This is a genomic window from Streptomyces sp. HUAS MG56, from assembly GCF_058673395.1.
The window spans coordinates 1,191,512-1,212,529 of sequence record NZ_CM178722.1; the positions used below are offsets into that span (position 1 = coordinate 1,191,512).

The 21,018-nt window shown below is 71.2% G+C and carries 18 protein-coding genes and 3 pseudogenes; 18 read left to right on the forward strand and 3 right to left on the reverse strand.

Going from position 1 to position 21,018, the window contains the following annotated elements; all coding sequences use genetic code 11:
* Nucleotide 1 precedes the first annotated feature (1 nt).
* From AC4OXY_RS06090 to AC4OXY_RS06120, 7 genes and pseudogenes are all read left to right on the forward strand, one after another.
* Nucleotides 2–310 carry a cation:proton antiporter gene (locus tag AC4OXY_RS06090; protein WP_362817120.1) on the forward strand — a complete coding sequence of 103 codons (309 nt, stop codon included), beginning with the start codon at nt 2–4 and terminating at the stop codon, nt 308–310.
* Complete coding sequence (locus AC4OXY_RS06095) at nt 307–612, forward strand: Na(+)/H(+) antiporter subunit B (protein WP_356040454.1); 306 nt, start codon at nt 307–309, stop codon at nt 610–612. Before AC4OXY_RS06090 ends, AC4OXY_RS06095 begins: the two co-directional genes overlap by 4 nt.
* Nucleotides 602–1,357, forward strand: a complete 756-nt coding sequence (locus tag AC4OXY_RS06100; protein ID WP_402068781.1) for an MnhB domain-containing protein — start codon at nt 602–604, stop codon at nt 1,355–1,357. The genes AC4OXY_RS06095 and AC4OXY_RS06100 overlap by 11 nt, the downstream gene beginning before the upstream one ends.
* Entirely contained in the window at nt 1,354–1,698 is a 345-nt protein-coding gene (locus AC4OXY_RS06105; RefSeq protein WP_491993360.1) for a sodium:proton antiporter, read from the forward strand. The genes AC4OXY_RS06100 and AC4OXY_RS06105 overlap by 4 nt, the downstream gene beginning before the upstream one ends.
* Before the next feature lie 11 nt (nt 1,699–1,709).
* Nucleotides 1,710–3,559: pseudogene (locus AC4OXY_RS06110) on the forward strand (complex I subunit 5 family protein).
* Between the two features lie 204 nt (nt 3,560–3,763).
* Complete coding sequence (gene ligD, locus AC4OXY_RS06115; protein ID WP_491993361.1) at nt 3,764–4,696, forward strand: non-homologous end-joining DNA ligase; 933 nt, start codon at nt 3,764–3,766, stop codon at nt 4,694–4,696.
* Nucleotides 4,697–4,890: 194 nt separating this feature from the next.
* On the forward strand, nt 4,891–5,112 hold the full coding sequence (locus AC4OXY_RS06120) for a DUF5133 domain-containing protein (RefSeq protein WP_402068775.1): 222 nt from the start codon (nt 4,891–4,893) through the stop codon (nt 5,110–5,112).
* A gap of 596 nt (nt 5,113–5,708) precedes the next feature.
* On the opposite strand, the gene AC4OXY_RS06125 is transcribed toward AC4OXY_RS06120, so the two are convergent.
* Nucleotides 5,709–6,503, reverse strand: coding sequence for a SigB/SigF/SigG family RNA polymerase sigma factor (locus tag AC4OXY_RS06125; protein WP_491993362.1), 795 nt, complete (start codon nt 6,501–6,503; stop codon nt 5,709–5,711).
* A gap of 693 nt (nt 6,504–7,196) precedes the next feature.
* Here AC4OXY_RS06125 and AC4OXY_RS06130 point away from each other — a divergent pair.
* Nucleotides 7,197–11,735, forward strand: coding sequence for an HAD-IC family P-type ATPase (locus AC4OXY_RS06130; RefSeq protein ID WP_491993363.1), 4,539 nt, complete (start codon nt 7,197–7,199; stop codon nt 11,733–11,735).
* A 708-nt stretch (nt 11,736–12,443) separates the two neighbouring features.
* Here AC4OXY_RS06130 and AC4OXY_RS06135 read toward each other — a convergent pair.
* A complete protein-coding gene (locus tag AC4OXY_RS06135) occupies nt 12,444–12,917 on the reverse strand; it encodes an Hsp20/alpha crystallin family protein (protein ID WP_356038330.1) in 474 nt (157 codons plus the stop codon).
* A gap of 447 nt (nt 12,918–13,364) precedes the next feature.
* On the opposite strand from AC4OXY_RS06135, the pseudogene AC4OXY_RS06140 reads away from it, so the two are divergent.
* The 7 genes and pseudogenes from AC4OXY_RS06140 to AC4OXY_RS06170 form a co-directional block, all read left to right on the forward strand.
* A pseudogene (locus tag AC4OXY_RS06140) lies at nt 13,365–13,661 on the forward strand (PAS domain-containing protein); the annotation flags it as partial.
* Nucleotides 13,662–13,706: 45 nt separating this feature from the next.
* Nucleotides 13,707–14,789, forward strand: a pseudogene (locus tag AC4OXY_RS06145) (SpoIIE family protein phosphatase); the annotation flags it as partial.
* A 194-nt stretch (nt 14,790–14,983) separates the two neighbouring features.
* Complete coding sequence (locus AC4OXY_RS06150; protein WP_491993364.1) at nt 14,984–15,463, forward strand: hypothetical protein; 480 nt, start codon at nt 14,984–14,986, stop codon at nt 15,461–15,463.
* A 128-nt stretch (nt 15,464–15,591) separates the two neighbouring features.
* Nucleotides 15,592–15,885, forward strand: coding sequence for a hypothetical protein (locus AC4OXY_RS06155; protein ID WP_491993365.1), 294 nt, complete (start codon nt 15,592–15,594; stop codon nt 15,883–15,885).
* Nucleotides 15,886–15,972: 87 nt separating this feature from the next.
* Complete coding sequence (locus AC4OXY_RS06160; protein WP_491993366.1) at nt 15,973–16,191, forward strand: hypothetical protein; 219 nt, start codon at nt 15,973–15,975, stop codon at nt 16,189–16,191.
* 415 nt (nt 16,192–16,606) lie between these two features.
* Nucleotides 16,607–17,092 carry a hypothetical protein gene (locus AC4OXY_RS06165; RefSeq protein WP_491993367.1) on the forward strand — a complete coding sequence of 162 codons (486 nt, stop codon included), beginning with the start codon at nt 16,607–16,609 and terminating at the stop codon, nt 17,090–17,092.
* Between the two features lie 588 nt (nt 17,093–17,680).
* The gene (locus AC4OXY_RS06170; RefSeq protein ID WP_362817097.1) at nt 17,681–17,893 is read left to right on the forward strand and encodes a hypothetical protein; all 213 of its coding nucleotides are present in this window, start codon (nt 17,681–17,683) and stop codon (nt 17,891–17,893) included.
* A 23-nt stretch (nt 17,894–17,916) separates the two neighbouring features.
* Here the strand turns inward: AC4OXY_RS06170 and AC4OXY_RS06175 are convergent, their stop codons facing one another.
* Complete coding sequence (locus AC4OXY_RS06175) at nt 17,917–18,759, reverse strand: hypothetical protein (protein WP_491993368.1); 843 nt, start codon at nt 18,757–18,759, stop codon at nt 17,917–17,919.
* A 266-nt stretch (nt 18,760–19,025) separates the two neighbouring features.
* Here AC4OXY_RS06175 and AC4OXY_RS06180 point away from each other — a divergent pair, with 266 nt between their 5' ends.
* The 3 genes from AC4OXY_RS06180 (at nt 19,026) to AC4OXY_RS06190 (ending at nt 20,926) form a co-directional block, all read left to right on the forward strand.
* On the forward strand, nt 19,026–19,232 hold the full coding sequence (locus AC4OXY_RS06180) for a hypothetical protein (protein WP_376292426.1): 207 nt from the start codon (nt 19,026–19,028) through the stop codon (nt 19,230–19,232).
* A gap of 147 nt (nt 19,233–19,379) precedes the next feature.
* Nucleotides 19,380–19,580 (forward strand): hypothetical protein, encoded by a 201-nt coding sequence (locus tag AC4OXY_RS06185; protein ID WP_376292424.1) that lies wholly within the window; start codon nt 19,380–19,382, stop codon nt 19,578–19,580.
* 854 nt (nt 19,581–20,434) lie between these two features.
* The gene (locus AC4OXY_RS06190; protein WP_491993369.1) at nt 20,435–20,926 is read left to right on the forward strand and encodes an alpha/beta fold hydrolase; all 492 of its coding nucleotides are present in this window, start codon (nt 20,435–20,437) and stop codon (nt 20,924–20,926) included.
* The last annotated feature ends 92 nt before the right edge of the window (nt 20,927–21,018 follow it).

Consider the following 21,018-nt stretch of genomic DNA (forward strand, 5'->3'; position numbering starts at 1 on the left):
GATGACGGCTCGTCATGTATGCGCGCTCGTCCTGCTCGTCGCCGGGACGGGCGTGCTCCTCCTCTCCACCGTTGGCCTGGTGGCGCTACCCCGGCCGTATCAGCGGCTGCATGCCCTCACCCCCGCCTCCACCGTCGGCGGACCGCTCGTCGTACTCGCCCTGGCCGTCGAGACCGGGCCCGGGCGCGCCGCCGTGAAGCTGCTCCTCATCGCGGTGATCGTGGTGCTCGGCGGGGCGGTCACCGCGATGGCGATCGGCAGGGCGACGGCCCAGCACGACCATCTGCTGCGAAGGGACTCCCCGGAGTGAGCACCGCCACCGCCCAGGAATATCTGATCGCCGTCGCACTGCTGCTGGTGGCGGCGAGCGCCACCGCCGCGGCGCTCGCCCGCGACCCGGTGCGGCAGGCCGTCCTGCTGGCTGTCCTCGGCCTGTGTCTCACCGTCCTGTTCACCCTGCTCCAGGCGCCCGACGTGGCCCTCTCCCAGCTGGGCGTCGGTACGGCGGTCACCCCGCTGCTGATCCTGCTGACGGTCCGCAAGGTGCGCCGCGACACGGCAGCCCGCCACGAGCAGGGCGGCCGTGGGCCCGAGGGCGGCGATGAGTCGTAGCGCACGTGTCCGGCTGTTCTGGGCCGCGGCCGTCGTGTTCGCCGTCGTGTACACGCTCGCCTGCACCGGACTGCCGCACTTCGGGACGGCGGTGCACCCCTACGCCACCCGCGCGGTGGCCGCGTCCCTGCGGCAGCGCACCGCCAACGTGGTCTCGTCGGTCAATTTCGACCAGCGTGCCCTGGACACCCTCGGGGAGGAGTCGATCCTGTTCGCCTCGGTGCTCGGGACCATCGTGCTCCTGCGCCACGCACGCGACGAGCGGATCGGCCGGCCACGCGCGGGCCGGGTCCTGCCCAGTACCCGGCTGCTGGGCCTGGTGATGGTGCCGCTCACGCTGCTGACCGGCGTGTACATCGTGGCGCACGGCCAGTTGTCGCCGGGCGGCGGCTTCCAGGGCGGTGTCATTCTCGCCACCGGGCTGCACATGGCATATGTGGCCGCGGACTACCGCGTGCTGAAACGGATCCGTCCGCTGGCCGTGCTCGACGTGGCCGACGCGTTCGGCGCGGGTGCCTTCGCGGCGCTGGGTCTGGCCGGGCTGGTGGCGGGCGGCGCCTACCTCCAGAACGTGCTGCCGCTCGGCACCTTCGGACAGCTCTCCTCGGGCGGCCTGGTGCCGCTGCTGAACGCGGCGGTCGGCGTCGAGGTCGGTTCGGGCATCATCGTCCTGCTCGCCAACTTCCTCGACCAGGCCGTCGAGGTGAAGTCGGCGGACAACTCAGGCCCGGGGAGCGGCACATGACGGTCCTGCCCTTCCTCACAGCCGGCTGGATCTTCCTGGCCGGCGTGTACGGCATGGTCACCAGTCGCGACATCATCCACGCGGTCGGCTGTCTCGCCGTGGCGCAGTCGTCGACGTACGTGCTGCTGCTCACCGTCGGATACCGGCGCGGCGGCATCGCGCCGTACTTCACCGACACTCCCCTGCGCACCCGCACCGTCGATCCGGTCGTGCAGGCGCTCGCGCTGACCGACGTCGTCGTGGGCGCCACGGTCACCGCGCTGCTGCTGGCGCTCGCCATGCAGATCCGCAAGCGGCACGGCACGATCGACCCGGACTCCCTGACAGGGCTGAAGGGCTGACGGGGCCGGGCATGCCGCGAACCGCCGATCTGCTGCCGCTCGCCGTCGCCGTACCGCTGCTGGGTGCCGTCGCCCTCGTGGTCGTGGGACGACGGCTGCCGCGTCCGGCCATCGACGCGCTGGTCACGGCCTGGGCGGTGCTGGAGGCCGGCTGTCTCACCTGGCTGTGGCTGCGCACCGGTGACGGGCGCAGCGTCTCGTGGCTGGGCGGCTGGTCCCCGGTGCACGGCGAGAGCGTCGGCATCGTGCTCGTCGGCGACCGGATCGGTGTCGGTCTCGCCCTGCTGACCGCCGTGCTCGTCCTCGCGGTCGTCGTCTACTCCTGGCGCTACTTCGACGAGCCGCCCGTGGCGCACGCGGGCACCTTCCCGGCTCTCCTGCTGCTGTTCGAGGCGGGGATGGTCGGGTTCGCGCTGACCGGCGATCTGTTCGACGCGTTCGTCTTCTTCGAGCTGATGGGGCGGTCGCCTACGCGCTCACGGGCTATCGCATCGAGGATCCACGGCCGGTGCAGGGCGCCCTGGTCTTCGGTGTCGTCAACTCCCTCGGCGCCTACTGCTCGTTGCTCGGCATCGGCCTCGTGTACGCCCGCACCGGTGAGCTGGGGTTCGCGCAGATCGGCGTGCAGCTGGCCCGGCACCGTGCCGACGTCCTGCTGTCCGTGGCCTTCGTGCTGATCGTCACCGGACTGCTGGTCAAGGCTGCGGTGGTGCCCCTGCACTTCTGGCTCCCGGACGCCCACTCCGTCGCGCCTACCCCGGTGTGCATGCTGTTCTCGGGCGTCATGGTGGAACTAGGGGTCTACGGCGTCGCACGCGTCTACTGGGTCGTGTTCTCCGGGCCGCACGGCATCGCGCAGCCGCATCTGCGCGCCGTCTTCGTGGCAGCCGGGGTGTTGACGGCGCTGGTGGGCGCGGTGATGTGCTGGCAGCAGCGGCATCTCAAGCGTCTGCTCGCCTTCTCCACCGTCGGGCACGTCGGCCTCTTCCTCGCCGGTACGGCGCTGCTCACCCCCGCCGCAACGGCCGGGGTGGCCCTGTACGTCGCCGCCCACGCCGGAGTGAAGGCGGCCCTGTTCGCGACGACCGGTGTCCTGCTCGACCGGCACGGCTCCGTCGACGAGCACAGGCTGTACCGGCGCGGCCGCGATCTCCCGCTCGTCGGCGCGCTGTTCGCCCTGGGCGGTCTCGGGCTGGCGGGCCTGCCGCCGTTCGGCACGGCTCTCGGCAAGGCCGTCGCCGAACACGCCGGGGAGGATCAGTTCCCCTGGTTTCCCGCGGTGTTCGTGTTCGTGTCGGCTCTCACGGGCGGGGCCGTGATGCGGGCCGGTGCCCGGATCTTCGGCGGTGCCGGGCCTCCGCCCCGTGAACGGTACGCCGGTCCGCAGACGACCGGCGACGGTGAGGAACCGGAGATCCGCGATCCGCAGCGCCGCGTCCCCGTCCCGATGCTCGCCGTGCCGGCCGTACTGCTCGCCGCCTCGCTCGCCGTCGGGCTGCTCCCGGGATGCGGCGTCGCCCTCGCCCGCGCGGCGCGTCAGTTCACCGACCGCACCGCGTACGCCGCCGCCGTCCTCGGCCACACCGTCGCACCGTCCTCGCCGGTCCCGGACGCCGGGTGGAGCGCCGAGGGCGTGCTTCTCGCGCTCGCCTCGACGGCCCTGGCCGTACTCTTCGCCGCGGCCGCAGTCTGGGGTCCCACGCTCCGGTCACCGCTCGTGCGGCGCGCCGCGGCCGTCTGCGAAGGGGTGGGACAGCGCGTCGTCGTACCGCTGCGACGGCTGCACTCGGGGCACCTCGGTGACTACGTGGCCTGGCTGGCCGTCGGGGTGGCGGTGCTGCTGGTCGCCATGACCTTGTAGTGCACCGGCTGCACCACCGGCCCGTGACCGGAGGCAACGCTTCGCCTGCTTGGGATCCCGTGCGGCGGGCACTCGGACGGCCGGGAGTTCCTACGGCGGAAAGGGGTGGCTCCCGATGCCCGTCTCCGCCCCGGTGACGAACCTGTCCACCGCCGTGCCGGCCGTGGTGCGGGTACGGCGCAGGGGCGAATCGAGGTGGAACGCATGAGCACCCGGACGAGGACCCAGGACGAGATGCGGGTCGGCGGCCGCGTCGTGCCGCTGTCGAACCCGGACAAGGAACTGTTCCCGGACGACGGGATCACGAAGGCCGAGCTGATCGACTACTACCGGACCGTGGCGCGCCCGATGCTCACCCATCTCAGGGGCCGGCCGCTGGTGATGGAACGCCATCCGGACGGCTACGGGGGAAAGTCCTTCTACCACAAGGACGTTCCCGACTACTTCCCCGACTGGATCCGCACGGTGCGGGTGCCGAAAGAGGGCGGCAGTCTCACCATGGCCGTCTGTGACGACACCGCCACCCTCGTCTACCTCGCCAACCAGGCGTGCATCACCCCGCATCCCTGGCTGAGCCCGGCGGACTGCCTGGACTGCCCCGACCGGCTGGTCTTCGACCTCGACCCACCCGACGGTGCGAGCGACGGCTTCGAGAACGTCCGGTGGGGCGCGCGCCGGCTGGGCGACCTGCTCACCGAGCTGGGGCTGCGGCCCGCGCTGATGACGACGGGATCCCGTGGCCTGCACCTCCTGGTACCGCTCGACCGGCACACGGACTTCGACACGGCCAGGCACTTCGCCCGGCGCGTCGCCGACCTGCTCGCGGCACGGCACAGCGACCGGCTGACGACGGAGGCACGCAAGAACAAGCGCCGGGGCCGCCTCTACCTGGACACCCAACGCAACGCCTACGCCCAGACCTCGGTCGCCCCCTACGCGGTACGCGCCCGTCCCCACGCCCCGGTCGCCACCCCGCTGGAGTGGACGGAACTCGACGACCCGGAGCTGGGCCCGCGGCGCTGGACCCTGCGCACCCTTCCCGGGCGCCTGGAGAAGCACGGGAACCCGTGGCGGGACCTGAGCCGCTGTCGTCGCTCCCTCGACAGGGCGCGACACCGCCTCGACGACCTCGCATGACGTGTGGGAGGCCGTGCGGGACAAGGCCGAGTCGCCCGTTCGCGTGAGGACGCGCACCATGGAACGCATCCGGAAGACCTGCACGATCGCCGAGGCGCACGGCACCGGCACTGCCGGACCGGAGGGCACGCCGCGCCGCTCCGGTCGCCTCAGCGGAACCAGGTCCGAACGGCCTGGTCCGGCGAAGGGACACCATGATGCTGACGCCCCACGTCAGAACCGTCGCCGCTGCGCTGCGCTCCTACCGGGACGCGCAGGCCGCCCTGCTCAGCGAGCCGTCGAGCCCGCTGCGCCGCCGCCAGCTCGACGACGCCGCCTACACACTGTGCGTGCTCACGGGGCAACACGATGTCGCCGACGCCGCGATGCGGGCCGAACGTCTCATGGCCGCGTCATCGGCCTTCCAGCACGGCTGAGCGCACCGGGTCTACAGGCGAGAGCGTCGACGTCCCGAGCACCTGCCGACCGCACCGCACCGGGCGATACGCGAGCGGGACGGAGCACGGATCACCCGGCAACGGTCGGGTTCCGTACCGGCACAGCCCGCGGGTCGTGGTGATCACCGGCGCCAGCGGAGGCGCGGTCAGGACCTCAGCCCATGCCTTCGCCGCACGAGGAGACCGCGTCGCGCTCGTGGCGCGCCGCCTGCAACCGGTTCCCCCGATATACCAGCCCGAACTCGCCGCGCGTGCCGTGGTGCACGCGGCGAACCACCCGCGCCGCCGAGAGTACTGGGGCGGCGGAAGTACTGCGTGCGGCACGCTGGCCGCCAACGCCGTGGTACCCAGCCGCTGGATGGCGCGGGCGGGAGGGACTTCGGCACCCACGGGCGCTTCGAGGACCAGTCCGCATCGCACGCTGTGCAATCCTTGGGCCTCACGCCATCACGCCGCGGTCTCCGTCAGCGCACTCGCGACGGCCACGGTCACCCGGTCGGCCTGGCACGGCCCCCGGCGCCGGGGCACGTGGCTCCTTGATTCCCGATGAGGCGTCTCGATCGAATCGACAAGCCCTACGCGGCGTCCTCCAGGACGGCGTCGCGCAGGTCATGGCAGCAGCGGCTGATCAGGCGCGAGACGTGCATCTGGGAGATCCCCAACTGCTCGGCGATGCTGCTCTGGGTCATGTCCTTGAAGAACCTCATGTAGAGGATGGCGCGCTCGCGCTCGGGCAGGGCCTCCAGGCGGGGCTTGACGGCCTCGCGGTCCACGACGGTGTCCAGCGCCGGATCGCATGCGCCCAGCGTGTCGCCGAGACAGTAACCGTCCTGCCCCTGAGAGACGTCGGCGTCGAGGGACAGCGCGCTGAAGCTCCCGAGCGCGTCCAGTCCGGCCCTGACGTCCTCCTTGCTCAGATGCGCCTGCTCGGCGATCTCGCCGACGCTCGGCAAGCCGTCCGCCACTCCACGGGACAGGTCCCGGCAGGCGGTGCGGACCCGGTTGCGCAGGTCCTGGACCCGTCGCGGCACATGCAGCGACCACATGTGGTCGCGGAAGTGCCGCTTGATCTCTCCCGTCACCGTCGGGACGGCATAGCTCTCGAAGGCGTGGCCCCGCCCGGGGTCGAAACGGTCCACGGCCTTGACCAGTCCGAGCGCGGCGACCTGGCACAAGTCCTCGTAGCTCTCCCCACGGCCGCGGAACCGGCCGGCGATTCTTTCGGCCATCGGCAGCCACGCCTCGACCAGCTCCTCACGGAGTGTGTCGTGTCTGCGGCCAGAAGGCAGATCGGCGAGCAGGAGAAACGCCTGCTCGGTATCCGGGGCGTCGTCGTGCACACGATGCGGCGCAGTCGTACGACTTGGCATGATGTCTCGCCACTCTCCTACGGAACGAACGACCGTTCACCGTGGAATGGCGATCGCGCTTCGGACGACTCCATCCGGGCGACGAAGAACGTCGCGACCCACGGATGTGCCTCCTGTCCGAAACACCATATTCGTCCCGTTCCCGCGAACCGGGACACTAAACCCCCGCGTCCGACAGCTCATGAGACGGCCGACCGCCGTTCTCCGTGTAAGGCTCCGCGTACCAGGTACCCGGTACCGGACACCCGCCACCGACCCGATCCGCATCGCGGACGGGCTCCGTAGGAGATGAGACGGACATGACCGAGAATGCGCGAGCGTCATCGTCCGCGGCGACAGAGAAGCTGCTCCATCCCGTCGACACCGTCACGACGACAGTGAGCCGTCTACCAGGCGCGACCGCGGTCAAGGACGCGTTCGACACCGTCCTTGACACGGTGGGCGTCGTCTCCCCCCGATCACGACGCATGGCGGCGTACGCGGGCGCCGGACTGATGGGTGCCGCTGGAGTGGTCGAGTGGCCGTTGGCGGCCGCTGGCGCCGCGGTGGTCTGGCTGACACAGTCCCGCCCGGGGCGTGCCGAGGGAAGTCGCAGGTCGCAGGCCGGTGGCCGCGCGGCCGGTAAGCGCCCTCCCAAGAAGGCCTCGGGCCGGTCTGCCGGTCGGTGACTCCAGCGGTTCCGCGAGGTGAGAGATGATCCTGAGCGCTTTGAGCCGGTTTCCAGCCGCAGGGCTGAGCCTCTCGGTGCGGGCGCCGGCGCAGGTCGCTCGCCGCGTCCTCCCGAGCACGCGTGCTGCTGTCCGGCTGGCGGCCTCCGCGGCAGAAGCGGGGGTACGTGCCACCGAACGCGGTGCAGTGACGGTGTCCGAGAGCGCTGTGCGGGTCGGCCGGGTCGGCCTGAACGCCATGGCTCCCGGCCAGGGATACTGGCGTGCCGGCACCCGTGTGCAGCTCCCGTTGCGCCCACGTCCGGGCGCCACCGTGCGCAGTATGGAGGCGGCTGCCAGGCGCGTGGCAGCCGGTCTGGCGAAACATCCGGATGTGCTGGCCGCCTATTGGGACGGCGGGCTGGCGCGGCTGGTGATACAGACGACGCAGGACGCCGTCACCGACCGTGTGGTGGACAGGGCGACGGAACTGGCCGGCCGGCAGAAGCTGGAGCGGCCGGAGGAGGATGTCCTGGAGCCCGCGCATCCGGGCCATACAGGAGGCATACGTTCCGGGGCGCTCGCGCTGTTCTGCGACGCGGTCGGGATCAGCACCGCGGTCGCGGCGCGGACTGTCCGCCTGAAGCAGGGGCCGCGCCTGCTGACCGCCGGGGTGGCACTGCTGCGTGAGGACCCGCGGATGCGGACCGTGCTGCGACGCCGTCTGGGCCGTTCGGCCACGGATCTGGTCCTGGCCGCCGTCAACGCGGCCGCCAACGGGATCGGGCAGTCGCCGACCGCCCTCGCGCTGGACGCCGCACTGCGGGCGGGTCAGCTGGCCGAGGCGGTGGCGCGGGCCGCCGCGTTCGACGCCGCGCACGACACCGTCTGCGCGCCGGAACGGCTGAGCCTGGCCGGCCGCGAGGTCGCCCGCCCGCCGCTTCACCGGTACCCGGGCGAGGAGTACCGGGACCATGCTGTCACCGGAGCCCTCCTCGGCGCGGCCGGAGCCCTCCTCTTCACCCGCGATGTCCACGAGAGCGCCGAGGCGCTGCTGGCCGGGAACCCCAAAGCCGCGCGCTACGGACCAGCCGCTTTCGCCGCGGCCCTGTGCACCGAGCTGGCCTGCGAGGGCGTGCTCGTCCGGAGCCTGGACCGGCTGAGGCAGCTGGAGCTCGTCGACACGGTGGTCCTCCATCCCGAGGCGCTGCGAAGCACCCGGCGGACGGTCCTGGACGTCCACCCCAACGTGCCCGAATGGGACCACGACCATCTGTGGCAGGCCGCGGCGGCCGCCCTGCGGCCCGACGAGGAGCACAGGCTCGCACTGCGCCCGGTGCCCGACCAGGGAGAGTCGGACACCGGGTTGATGATCGCTTCGGAGCGGGGCCGTGACATCGGTACCGTGCTGGTCGGCTGGGAGATCGACCCACTGGCCGAGGCCGCGTTGGACGCGGCCCGCCGGGCCGGTCTCCACGTGGTGGTGCGGGACGACGGATCACTCGGTGACTTCGACGCGCTCGTGGACCAACTCGTCGGCCTGGACGTGCCGTTGGCCGACGCGGTGGAGCAGCTTCAGGGCGAGGGCCGCGTCGTGCTCACGGTGGCCCACGTTCCCTGCGTCCGGGCCAAGACCGAGGAAGAACTGAACCCCGAGAGCCGTGACGTGCTCGCGGGTCTGCTGCGCAGCGACATCGCCGTCTCCCTCACCGACGCCCGCAGCGCGGTGGTGTGGGGCGCGGACGTCCTGCTGCTGCACGGGCTGGAAGGCGCGTGGCGCTTGCTGGCAGCCATCCCCGCCGCGCGGACCGTCAGCGAGCACTCCAAGCTCTTCGCCGAGGCGGGCGCCGCGCTGGCCGGTCTGCTGGTGGTGACCCGGGGCGCCCGCTCGAAACGCGTCACCCTCCCGCTGGGCCTGCGGATCGGTCCGGTGAACGCCGCCGCAGCCGCCTCCCTCGCATCGGGCTGGCGCGCAGCGCTCCAGGCGAGTGCCCACCATGCGCCGCACCCGCCGCCCCGAGTCCCCTGGCACGCGCTACAGCCCCAGGAGGTGCTGGCGCGGCTGCGGACCGGCGCCCGGACGGTGGAGCCGAGCATGCTCGCGGGTTTCCGGGAGTCCGCCGGCAGGGCCGCCAGGCTTCCCGTGCTCGCCCCCGCTCGCCTGACGTTCCGTCTGGTCGGCGCCGTCCGCGCCGAACTGCACGACCCGCTCACTCCCCTGCTGCTGGTCGGCGCGACCGCGTCGGCTCTCCTGGGGGCGATGGTGGACGGGCTGCTGGTGGCCGGCGCGCTGGGGGTCAACGCCCTGGTGGGAGGGCTCCAAAGGCTGCGCGCCGAGCACGCGCTGGCCGGCCTCAAGCTGGGGCAGCGTCAGGAGGCCCGTCGCATCGTCGACGTGGAGAGCGGGAAGACCCGGTCCGTGGACGCGCGCCGCCTCGCGCCGGGCGAGCTGGTCGAGCTGTACACCGGAGACGTCGTACCGGCCGACGGACGGCTGATCGAGGCCGAGGACCTGGAGGTGGACGAGTCCTCGCTGACAGGCGAGTCGTTGCCGACGGCCAAGCAGGTGGACGCCACACCGCAGGCTCCGGTGGCCGACCGTCACTGCATGGTCTTCGCCGGCACCACCGTGGCCGCCGGCCATGGCCGTGCCGTCGTGGTGGGCACCGACGACCAGACCGAGGCCGGGCGTGCGGCCCGCCTCGCCTCACACGCTCGGCCGGCGCCCGGCGTCCAGGCCCGGCTGCACGAACTGACCGGCAGGATGCTGCCGTTCACGCTGCTGGGCGGAACGGCCGTGACGGGGCTGTCGCTGCTGCGCGGCCGACCGGTGCGCGAGGCGGTCCGCGGTGGACTGGCCGTCGCGGTGGCCGCCGTTCCCGAGGGGCTGCCGCTCGTGGCGACCGTCGCACAACTGGCGGCAACCCGTCGGCTCAGCCGGATCGGTGTACTGGTGCGCACCCCACGCGCCCTTGAGGCCCTCGGTCGCATGGACACCATCTGCTTCGACAAGACCGGCACCCTCACCCAGAACCGCCTGCACGTGGTGCGCGTCGCCACGGCGGACGGCGACCAGCACCCGGCCGACGCCACCGAGGCGGCGCCCCTGTTGCAGTCGGCGGCGCTGACCTGCCGCACCCCCGACCACGAGGCGGGTATCCACGCGCACTCCACGGACGAGGCCATCCTCGCCGCCGCCCCGGCCGGCTCACGGCGCAAGCCCCTCGCGATCCAGCCCTTCGAGGCCAGCCGGGGCTACGCCGCCGCAGTCGGCGCCACCGCGGACGATTCCCGCGTGCTGCTGGTGAAGGGCGCCCCCGAGGTCGTACTGCCTGCCTGCACAGACAGCACCGACGACCTCGCGAAGTCCCTGGCCGCGGACGGCTTGCGGATACTGACGGTCGCCAGCCGCCCGCTGACGGACGCCGAAGAACCTGCCGAGGCGCTCGATCGCCCTCTCGCGGACCTGGAACTCCTCGGCTACGTCGCTCTGGCCGACACCCCTCGTCCCAGCTCCGCGCCGCTGGTTTCCGATCTCCGCGACGCCGGTGTGCGGCCCGTCATGCTCACCGGCGACCACCCGCAGACGGCTCGTGCGGTCGCCGTCCAACTCGGCTGGCCCGACGACGTATCGGTGATCACGGGCGGCCAACTCGCCGAACAGGACCGCGCCGGACGGGCGCGCCTGCTGGGCGACTGCGACGTGGTGGCCCGCGTCGCACCGGAGCAGAAGCTGCAGGTGATCGAGGCGCTGCAGGCGGCCGGGCGAGTGGTCGCCATGGTCGGCGACGGTGCCAACGACGCCGCCGCCATCCGCGCCTCCGACATCGGCATCGGCATCGCGGTCCGCGGCTCGGCCGCGGCCCGGAACGCGGCGGACCTGGTGATCACCAGCGATGACCTGTCCATGCTCGTCGCCGCCGTCGCCGAGGGCCGAGCCCTGTGGCGCAGCGTCGCGGATGCGATCAGCGTGCTGATCGGCGGCAACGCGGGTGAGATCACTTTCTCGGTGCTCGGGACCCTGCTCTCCGGCGCCTCACCGCTGTCCACGCGGCAGATCCTGCTGGTCAACCTGCTCACCGACATGTTCCCGGCGATGGCGGTCTCGGTCACACCACGCGACGAGACCTCCGAGGACAACCCCGACGGTGAATCGGCGTTGGCGGACAGCGTCCCGGTCGGCGTCGCGGCTCTCGGCGATCCGCTGACACGTCAGATTCGCGAACGGGGCATCGTCACCACGCTGGGCGCGAGCACCGCCTGGCTGATCGGCACGATCACGCCCGGCTCCGCGCGACGGACCAGCACGATGGCGCTGTGTGGGGTGGTCGGAGCCCAGCTCACCCAGACCGTGACCGGCCGGCGGCACAGCCCGCTGGTGCTGATGACAGCCCTCGGTTCGGCAGCGGTGTTGGTCGCCCTTGTCGAGACGCCACTGATCAGCCAGTTCTTCGGCTGCACACCGCTCGGTCCGGTGGCCTGGGCCGGAGTGGCCACCGCGATGGGCGTCGCCGTCCTGGGCCCCCGGCTGGTACCGGGAATCGAGGAACTCCTCCGACGGCTCCAAGTCGCTGTCCGGCCATAGACGTCCGCACCTCCCACCCGCGCTGGTCCACTTCGACGGCATCTTCGCCCTGCCGGACCAGGCCCCTGACCCACCCGTGGCAACGCCGCCGGCTTGCGCCGTATCACCGGCCAGATCACCGCACTTACCGACCTGCCCAGCGCTGCTCGCCTCCCCGTCAACCAACCCGATAGGGCCCTTGTCCAGGCGACCTTGCGGCCAGTGTCGACACCTGAGGGGGCACGGTCTCTGACGGCTATCCGGGGCGGGCGGGAGATCGTCGGTCAGGACTCGGCCTGCTCGGTGATCAGGCGACGCGGCGGTACGTGCCGCAGATCCGACGGCCGTGGAACGCCTCGTGCACGCCACGCCCCTCGGCCTGATCCCGCCCCTCGGCCTGATCGTGCTCGACACCGAAATGCGCTGCGGCCCCGAGACGTGGCGCATACAGGGGGCCTGCATCGGCTCAGCGGGAGGCAGTGGTTTCCCGCCCGGCCCGGTTCGTCGTCGTCAAGCCGACGAGAGGTGGGCGAGCTCGCCGGATCCGGCGCCAGAGCGGCCCATGCGGACCGGCAGGCGCGAAGTGCCGCGGCGACGGTCGTGACGTGGGGCACCGACATCTTCGTGTCCGCACCTCGCTGTCCCGGCAGATCACCGTCGGACGGCAGAGCTGCTCGGGCAGGATGAACTCTGCCGTGCGACGGCTTCGCAGCACGCACCGAGCAGGGGTCAGGACTCGGTGATCTCGATGTGCCGCGGCTTGGTGGCCTGCGACTTGGGCACGGTGACGGTCAACACACCTTCGTGCAGGGTCGCGCTCACCTCCTCCGACCTGACATCTGCGGGCAGGAGGGCCTGGTACTCGAAACGGCCGGTGCGGCGGGTGCTGCGGCGCAGGACGCCTTCGCGCTCCCGCTCCTTGCACTCCCCGGTGATGCGCAGTTCCCGCTCGCTCATCTCGATGTCGATGTCGTCCCGCTTGATCCCGGGCAGGTCGGCCTCGATCACATAGGCGTCGTCGGTCTCCCGCATGTCGGCCGCAGGGGACCAGGCCGGCTCGCCTGGGGCGGATGTGCTTTCCAGCAGCTGGTTCATCCGCTGGAACAGCTCGTCGAACTCGGCAGCGATGGGTTCACCCCATCCGAAGCCTGGAAGCCGCCGCTCCAGCAAGCTGCCGGGCCGGTGTCGTACGGGCAGCGTCATCGCGGTTCACCTCCGCGAGGTGGGGCTATGTGGGTCACTTTCCATGGTGCGCGTCTCCGCCCGGCCGGGCGAATCAACCGCCGTTGACTGCCGGTTCGGACCGTCCTCATCGACCGCAACACCGAGACGCCCCGTGAACGCCGGCTCGCTACGCGCCAGGACACGCTGCACGTGCTCCCGCGATTCCGTGTACGGCGAGGTGGAGTCGCAACACACCGTGAGCGGCCGGTCCTGCATGGTCACCGGGCGGGCAGGAACGAACGCCTCTTCGCGCATCGCTGAGGCCGACGGCATCGACCCGGACGGCGCTGGCGGACGGCACCCGTCAGCGGAATGCTCATCCGCCTGTCGGTGTTCCATTAGTTGAATGTTGGCTCTTGGCCGTCGTGACGCGGCGGTGTGCGGCGCGTTCGCCGACCCGCCGGGACACATACGGGACTGAGAACGATGCGCACGTATGTCACTCCGCACGTGGCGGACGCAGCCGTCGCGGCCATCGACGCGCAGGGCGTCGTGACCGCGTGGAGCCGTGGTGCCCGGCTGCTGCTCGGATACACGCCGGGCGAGATCGTCGGGCGCCCGGCGGCCGGTCTCCTGGGCTCCGGTCTTCCCGACGCGGCCCGGCGGAGGGCTGCACAGAGGCAGGCGTGGACGGGGCGGGTCGCGCTGCGCGACCGAGGGGGCCGCCAGGTGGAAGCCGACCTGCGGGCCTGTCCGCTCATGGACGCCGAGCAGCACGTGCAGTGGTTCCTCCAGGCCGACGTTCCGCAGGAGGCCGACGGCGCCGACCTGGTGCTGCAACGCAGTCTGCTCTCGCACCACCGCCCGACGCGGCTGGCCGTGGAGACCGGAACCCGCTATCTGCCGGCCGACGCGCAGGCCGGTGTGGGCGGCGACTGGTTCGACGTCATCCCTCTCTCGGGCGCCCGCGTGGCCCTGGTCGTCGGCGACGTCGTCGGCCACGGCATCCACGCCTCCGCCGCGATGGGCCGACTGCGCACGGCGGTACGTACCCTCGCCGACGTCGATCTCACCCCTGACGAACTGCTGACCCAGCTCGACGACCTCATCCTCGAAGAGATCGAAGAGGGCATCGAATCGGTCGGCGAAGTGGGCGCGACCTGCCTCTACGCCGTCTACGACCCCATCTCCGGCCACTGCACCATGGCCAGCGCGGGCCACCTCGCGCCGGCCCTCGTCACCCCCCACGGCGCGGTGCGCTTCCTCAACGTGGTCCCCGGACCGCCGCTCGGCGTGGGCGGGCTGCCGTTCGAAGCCACCGACAGCCGGCTGCCCGAAGACAGCCTGATCGTTCTGTACACCGACGGACTGGTCCGAACCCGCCACCGCGACATCGGCTCCGGACAGCGGACCCTGCTCGACACCCTGAGCCGAGCCGCTCCCTCGCCCGAGGCGGCATGCGACCGTATCGTCGAAACACTCCTGCCCGGCACCCCGGACGACGACGCCGCCCTGCTCGTCGCACGCACCCACATCATGGGCGCCTCCCATGTGGCCTCCTGGAACCTCCCCGCCGATCCATCCGTCGTCGCCACCGCACGCCGACGGGCCGCACGCCAGCTCTCGGTCTGGGGACTCCGGGACGCCGCCGACAGCACCGAACTGATCGTCAGCGAACTGGTCACCAACGCCATCCGCCACGCCCAGCCCCCGATCCAGCTGCGGCTCATCCACGACACCGCCCTGATCTGCGAGGTCTCCGACGCCAGCAGTACGACCCCGCACCTGCGCCGGGCCCGTGCTCTGGACGAGGGCGGTCGCGGCCTGTTCCTGGTGGGTCAGGTCGCCGAGCGCTGGGGCACCCGGCACACGCCCACCGGGAAGACCGTCTGGGCCGAGCAGCCCCCGCCGCTGCGCCACCCGGTCCAGCCATACCGAGCGCCCGCACCGCAAGCGCTCTCCGCGGACAGGCGCACCAAGGCTGCAAGGCGGACCACCCGCACCCGTGGGGCAAGGGGCCCGGGACGAGGTTCCGAGGCCGACGTCCCCTGTGGCGGGACGACAGCCACGGCCCCAGATCCCACGGGGTGAGGAGGCGCTCAACCATGGCGGAGATGCTCGTCACAGAAGATCAAGTGGTCGTACATCTGGCGTGGTGGGAAAAGGCGGCCGCCCGTCGTGGCGACGTTCGTGTGCCGCTGGCGGCCGTGTGCCGGGTGACCGTCGAGCCTGACTGGTGGCGAGCCCTGCGCGGGGTGCACGAGCGCGGCATCTGCATGGCCGGCACCCTGTCCATCGGTGCGCGCTGTCATCAGGCCGGGAAGGACTTCGCAGCAGTGGGACGGGACAGACCCGCGGTATGCGTCGAACTCCGGCCTCCCGCCCCCTTCCGCCTTCTCGCGGTGTCCGCACGGGACGACGAGGAAGCCGCGGCAACGGCCAGGGCCATCGCCCGGGCCGCGCCGAACATCGACACATCAACGCCGTGCCGGCAGCCCCTCCCCGTATCCGGTGAATCGGAATGGGCGGTGGCGGCGGAACGCGGGATGGGTCAGATCACGCTGGGCACGAACAGCGGCCGGTAGTGCTGCGCGCGCCCGGCGGGACGTCCTTCCTCGCATGACCACCTCCGTCCGGGTCGACCATCGACCCGGCATTTCCCCTTCCTGAGCGCGGCTCATTCTCCACAAAAGGTATATACATAAAGCCCCTTATGGAGAGGAGGCGACAGCACCCCGAGATTGCAGAGATGCGGGAGCGACTCGAACGCACGGCTTCCTCGGGCAGGGCGATCGACCTTGAGGGTCTGAGCCTCCTGGCTGGCGTATATGCCGCGATTTCGCCCTGGGTCGTCCACGAACGGATGTTCCGCCTGGCATGGACCATTGCACCCTTCGGCGTCTGGCTTCTCGTCTCCCCCTGGGTGGTCACCGCCACCCATGGCGCACGGGCAGGCATCGCCTGGAACAACTGCCGGGTCGGCGCTGTCACCCTTCTGCTGGGCTGAACCCATGAGCGTGTCGCATCCGCTCACCGGTACGACACGCTCTTGCCAGACTGCCCCGGACCGGATTGTGAGTGGGTCATCCCGGTCTTGTTGGACCTCCGTGTGCTGGAGCGGTCGGGTCTACTGCCTGTCCTCGATGGACCGGCACGTCATCGCCAACAGGGCGCCGAGCCGGGCGCCACCACCTCCGTCTTCCCCTCTGACGCGGCGGTGCGCGACTTCCTGCGCGCCGAGGACCGCGAGGCCGGTTTCCGCGAACCGGACGCACCGGTACGACGCTGCCGGGCGAGGTGGGACGGGCGATGAGCGGTTCGAGCATGGCGAGGTCGATCTCGCCGGGGGCGAGCCCATCAGGCAGGCCGTCATCGGCTTCTCCGCCAACCTCAGCCTGTGCGACTTCGCCGTGGCCGCCGTCATCGTCGTCGGCCGCCGGACCGACCGGCCGTGAGCTTCGACGTCAACCCACTTCCCGCGAGTTCCTCGCCGACCTCGCCAGGACGGGTGCCACCTTCGACCTGATCGCCGCCAGAGCGCATATCCACCAGGCAGGCTGGCTCGGCCGCTCCGGCACCGACGATGGCGCGGTCTGGCTCTCCTCCCCGGAGACGGCCGCCGTCTCCGCCCTCACCGGCACGATCACCGACCCCCGCGCATCGGCAGCCGGGAAGGCGCGCCGTACCCGGATCTGCGGCTGCCCGAGCTCGCCTCCGTCAACCGCGCCGTGCCGGAGCCCCCGCTGCCGTCTGGGGAGGCGGCCCGGAGCGAGCTGGAACGCGGCCCCGACATCTCCGGGCTCCCCGACTTCGACCCGCTGCCCGACGAGCTGACCGGTCCGGCCCTCCTCCAGTGCGGCGGCCCCCTGCGCGCCGCCGACCTGGCCGCCGACGACAGGCCCGGCGACTACGACCGCATCGACACCGGCGACGGGCTACGGCAGACCGGCCTGCACAACACCACCAAGGGCGAGACCTACCAGGTCCGCCACCGCCTCTCCGACGGCCGCCCGCGCACCGTACTCGCCGGAGGCACCTTCGCCTCCGGCGAGTACCCGCCTACTCCTCTGGGGCTCCTTCGTCCACCCGGTGGGTCGTGGACCAGGTGGCGCCACACCGGCAGTGCGAGAACTCGATCGATTCGCCGCCATCGCTCACACTCAGGCCGTCCCACACGCGGACGTGAACGTGTTCACCCATTGCAACTCCTTTGATTAGCGGAATGCTATTCAGCGAATTACCTAACGGACAGGAGCGCCCACATGTTGAGATTTGGATTACCTGCGTGTCTGCGTGAAATATCGGCGCCGAAAAAGGGGCAGGGCGCCCGGCCGAGGCGGGGGGGGCACAGCTGGTGGAGGTCCTGCCGCACGCGGCGCAGTGACCCGGCTTAGGCTCTTCGTTGAGGGCCAGGGGCTTCTTCGGGCCGAGCGCGGGGGTCGCCATAAGTCGCCGGACGCCGGCCGGGATCTGCGCGCATATCCCGTCAACCGCCGACACACTGCCGGAGCGGACGCACTCCTCGACCTTCTCCGCGATCGACTCGCCGACCCCAGGAATCTCCTACCACTCCTTGATGTCCAGCGTGGACACATCGGCGTGGTAACCGCTCGCGCGGGCGGCCGTCTCGTAGACGCGTGCAGGCGCCGGGGCGGGCAGCGCGCACTGCCGTGCGCTGACGCCGATGCAGTGGATTTATGGTGGTCATGAGGAACTTTCCCCGGGTTCTGCCCGGTCATCGAGCCGAGCGGAGGTGTACGCCGCTTCACCTGGTGCCCTGCTTGCCCGTCCGCGGGGGTGTCATGCGAATCGAACTGATCCAACCCGCCGCCAACGTGCTCTTCGACATGCCGGACGAGACGCACGAGGAGATCATCGCGCTCATCGACGCGGTCGCCGAGGGCGCGGAGACCCGGGCGCCGGACCTGGCAGCGGCGTTCGGCGAGTGGTGCTGGCTCGTCTACACCGTGCACGGCGACGTGGTCGAGGTACTGGACGTCGGCTGCGCACGGTGAGTCCTTGCCCGGCCGCGTGGGTGTCACCCCGTATCGGGCCGGGACTCGTAGTGCAGGCTGTGGAAACGACCGTCCTCCTCGCACCCTGCGGGATCGCCTCCGAGTGCCCGTACCGCCTCGATCGCATACCGCTGTTCCCGCTCGTCGGTGAAGAGACGCTGCGGATAGGTGCGGGTGACGTCGACGGTAGTACTCAGACCGTGTGCGGCCAGTGCCCGGACGATCGGGTGGTACGACACCGTCCGCAGGACGAACGCGCTGACCCACACCGGCCTTCGGACGCCGCCCAGCAGTGCCGTGAACGTCCGGGCGGTGACATAACTGCCGCCGCCGGTCAGCGTGATGAGGCCGACCTCGGCGAGCGCGCCGCTCAGGCCGGCCCCCGGCGGGCCCTGCTCCAGGTCGTCGGTGAAGCCGGCGTCCAGCAAGCCCACCTCACACGCGTACCGCACGGCGGGTGCCGCAACGTCCAGGCCGAACACGGGTACGGCGTCCGGTCGACGCCGCTCGGCATAGAACTCCTTGTCCTGCGCCGCGAGTTCCGCCGTGGGCATCGTCCGGCGCCCCGGAGCGGTGTACCGCTCGTACATCTCCGCCAGCGTGACGTCGTGGTTCACCAGTGCGGCGTTGATCCCGTACGAGCAGCACACGTCCAGCATCGCCGGCCTGCCCCGGTGGCCATCGGCGAGCGCGGCCCGGTCGGCCGCCACCTGCCGGAAGACGGGCTGGGCGTGATGCGGGATCTCGTACTCAAGCGGGGCCAGCCGCCGGAAGTACGCGCGGGGGTCCGGACGGTCGTAGATGTCGTCGAACCGTGACTTGCCGCCCGCCACGCCCTCGGCACCACCAGGGCAGGACTCGGTCATTCCGCACCTCTCCTCCCGGAACGGGGATATACATCCATCATGTTCCGCCTTCCGTGCCGGATTCTCGGGAGCACGTGACATCGCCGCGCAGGCGCCATCGGTGCCGCGGACCTACGGTGGTCACATGGGCGCCGGCAAGCCGGGCCGACGTAGCGGAGGAGGCCGGGGTGGCGGAAAACTTCGTCTGGGTGACCACGCGTCGCATTCGGCCGGGCACCCTCGATGACTTCGAGAGGGCGTGGCGGCCGGCCACCCGTCCACGGGGTATGCGCCGTGCTTTCGCGTACTGGTCCGAGGACGGACAGGAGATCACCGGCGTGTCCTTCTGGGAGTCCCAGGAGACGTGCGACGCCTGGCGGACGTCCGAACCGGAGACGCAGCGGCGTGCCGCCATGGCCCCGTACGTCGTGGAGGAGCGGGAAGGCTTCTACCGTGGCCGTGAGCTCGCGATTCCCAGCGGTAGCCCCGGGTGAGCGGCGCCCTCGCACGCCGCCGCCCAGTCGGGTCAGCGGGACGGACGCCCACGCCTCTCATACCCGGTCACGGACAGTGTTCGACGGGCGCGGGCCGGCATGAGTGCCTCGGCGACGGGGAACCCGGTGGGCATGGAAGGCGCGCCTGTGACTGTCCAGCCGCCGGGCCCCGACGGCGGCCGGCAGGTCACGATCCATGGCGAGTTCGTCGGTACCGCGTACCACCTGCTCGATGTGGTGGAGTTTCTGCGCCGGGAGGGCCTCCCGGAGACCGACACGACGGTCGACGACTCGGACCTGATCGAGTGGCGCGGCGGTGGGCCACAGGCCTGGACGTCGGGCGAGTGAGCCGGGTGTCGGTCTCCAGCAGGTTGGCGAGGTCGTAGGCGTGTTCCTCTGCCTGTCCCGGGATGGACTCCATCATGCGCCGGGTGGTGGGGTTGTGGTCTCCATCCACCGGATCCACCAGGTGAGCTCCAGATATGAGCTCCTGATAACCGGCGATCACGATCCGCTCGGCGAGGAGGTTGCAGTTGGGTGACTCGCAGCGCGCGCTGGCATGGCGGATGCAGCGCAGCCGGCACACCACCTCGGTGGCGACGACATCGTTGGGGATGCCGATCACCTTCTCCTGTCCGGACCGTAGGCGTCGCTGGCAGCAGCACGGTGGTCGGCGCGAGTACCGGTCATCTGCCCTGCCGCTGGTTCAGGGCACGGCGGTAGGGCCGGACGAGATCGGAGCCTGACCGGCCGACCGCGCCCTCGCCGCCTTCGCCCCGGCCGGCTCACCCGGCTCACCCGGCTCACCCGGCTCACCCGCCGAGCGTGCGACTCTGCCTTGGTGTCCTCGTGCGCGTACGCCAGGGCAGCGACCCTGCTCCACCACACGGCCTGCCCGAAGCCCTCGCGGGCGGACCCGGATCCACCATGGTCGAGCCGGAGTTCACCGCCACGTACTCAAGACGCATGAGCGTCACGATCGAGATCTACGTCGACGAGCACAAATCCCCAGGTCATGCTGATCCGGTTGCCCGGTGCTGCCGTCGGGTCCAGCCGAACCGGCGCCTCGCGCGGACACGAGGGGCGGTGTCCTGATCGTCGTTCCGGACTCCGGGTAGGGATCGATCATGCAACGGATCACGGTGGCGGTGGGTGGCCGACCGATCGTGGCCTGACGGATCGCGGGCCGGACACCGTCGGTGGTGTGCGTCCACGGTGCCGGAGTCTCCAGCCGGGAGTTCCGGCCGTTCACCGAGATCCTCGGTCATCGTCACGACACGTGGACCGTCGACCTTCCCGGGTTCGGCGCCAGCGCCGGACCCCGGCACCCGCTGGTATTGCGGGCGCTGGCCGACCTGCTCGTGGAGTGGCTGACCGCCGTCGACCTGGACCACGTGGTGCTCCGCGGCGGATCCTTCGGCTGCCAGGTGGCGGTGGATGCCGCCGTGCGGCATCCGGACCGCGTCGTCGGGATGGTGCTCGTGGGACCCACCGTCGACCCTGCTGCCCGGCCCTCAAGCACGGGACCCGCGCCCCGGCGACAGCGAGTACCACCACGTTATGGCGCACTGGCAGTGCGACGGGGCGTTCCGGAGGTAACCAGGATGTGGTGGCCGTCAACTACGACGTCACCTACAACATTGCCAGTCCGCACGCCTGGCCTGCGGGAGCGATGGTCGGATTCGGCCCGGTGAGCAGTGGGTGCGTCCAGCGGGGCTCTCTGCACTACTACGGAGACGGCTCGGAGATGGACGTGCCGGTGGGTGGCTGTGGCTCCTCCTACACG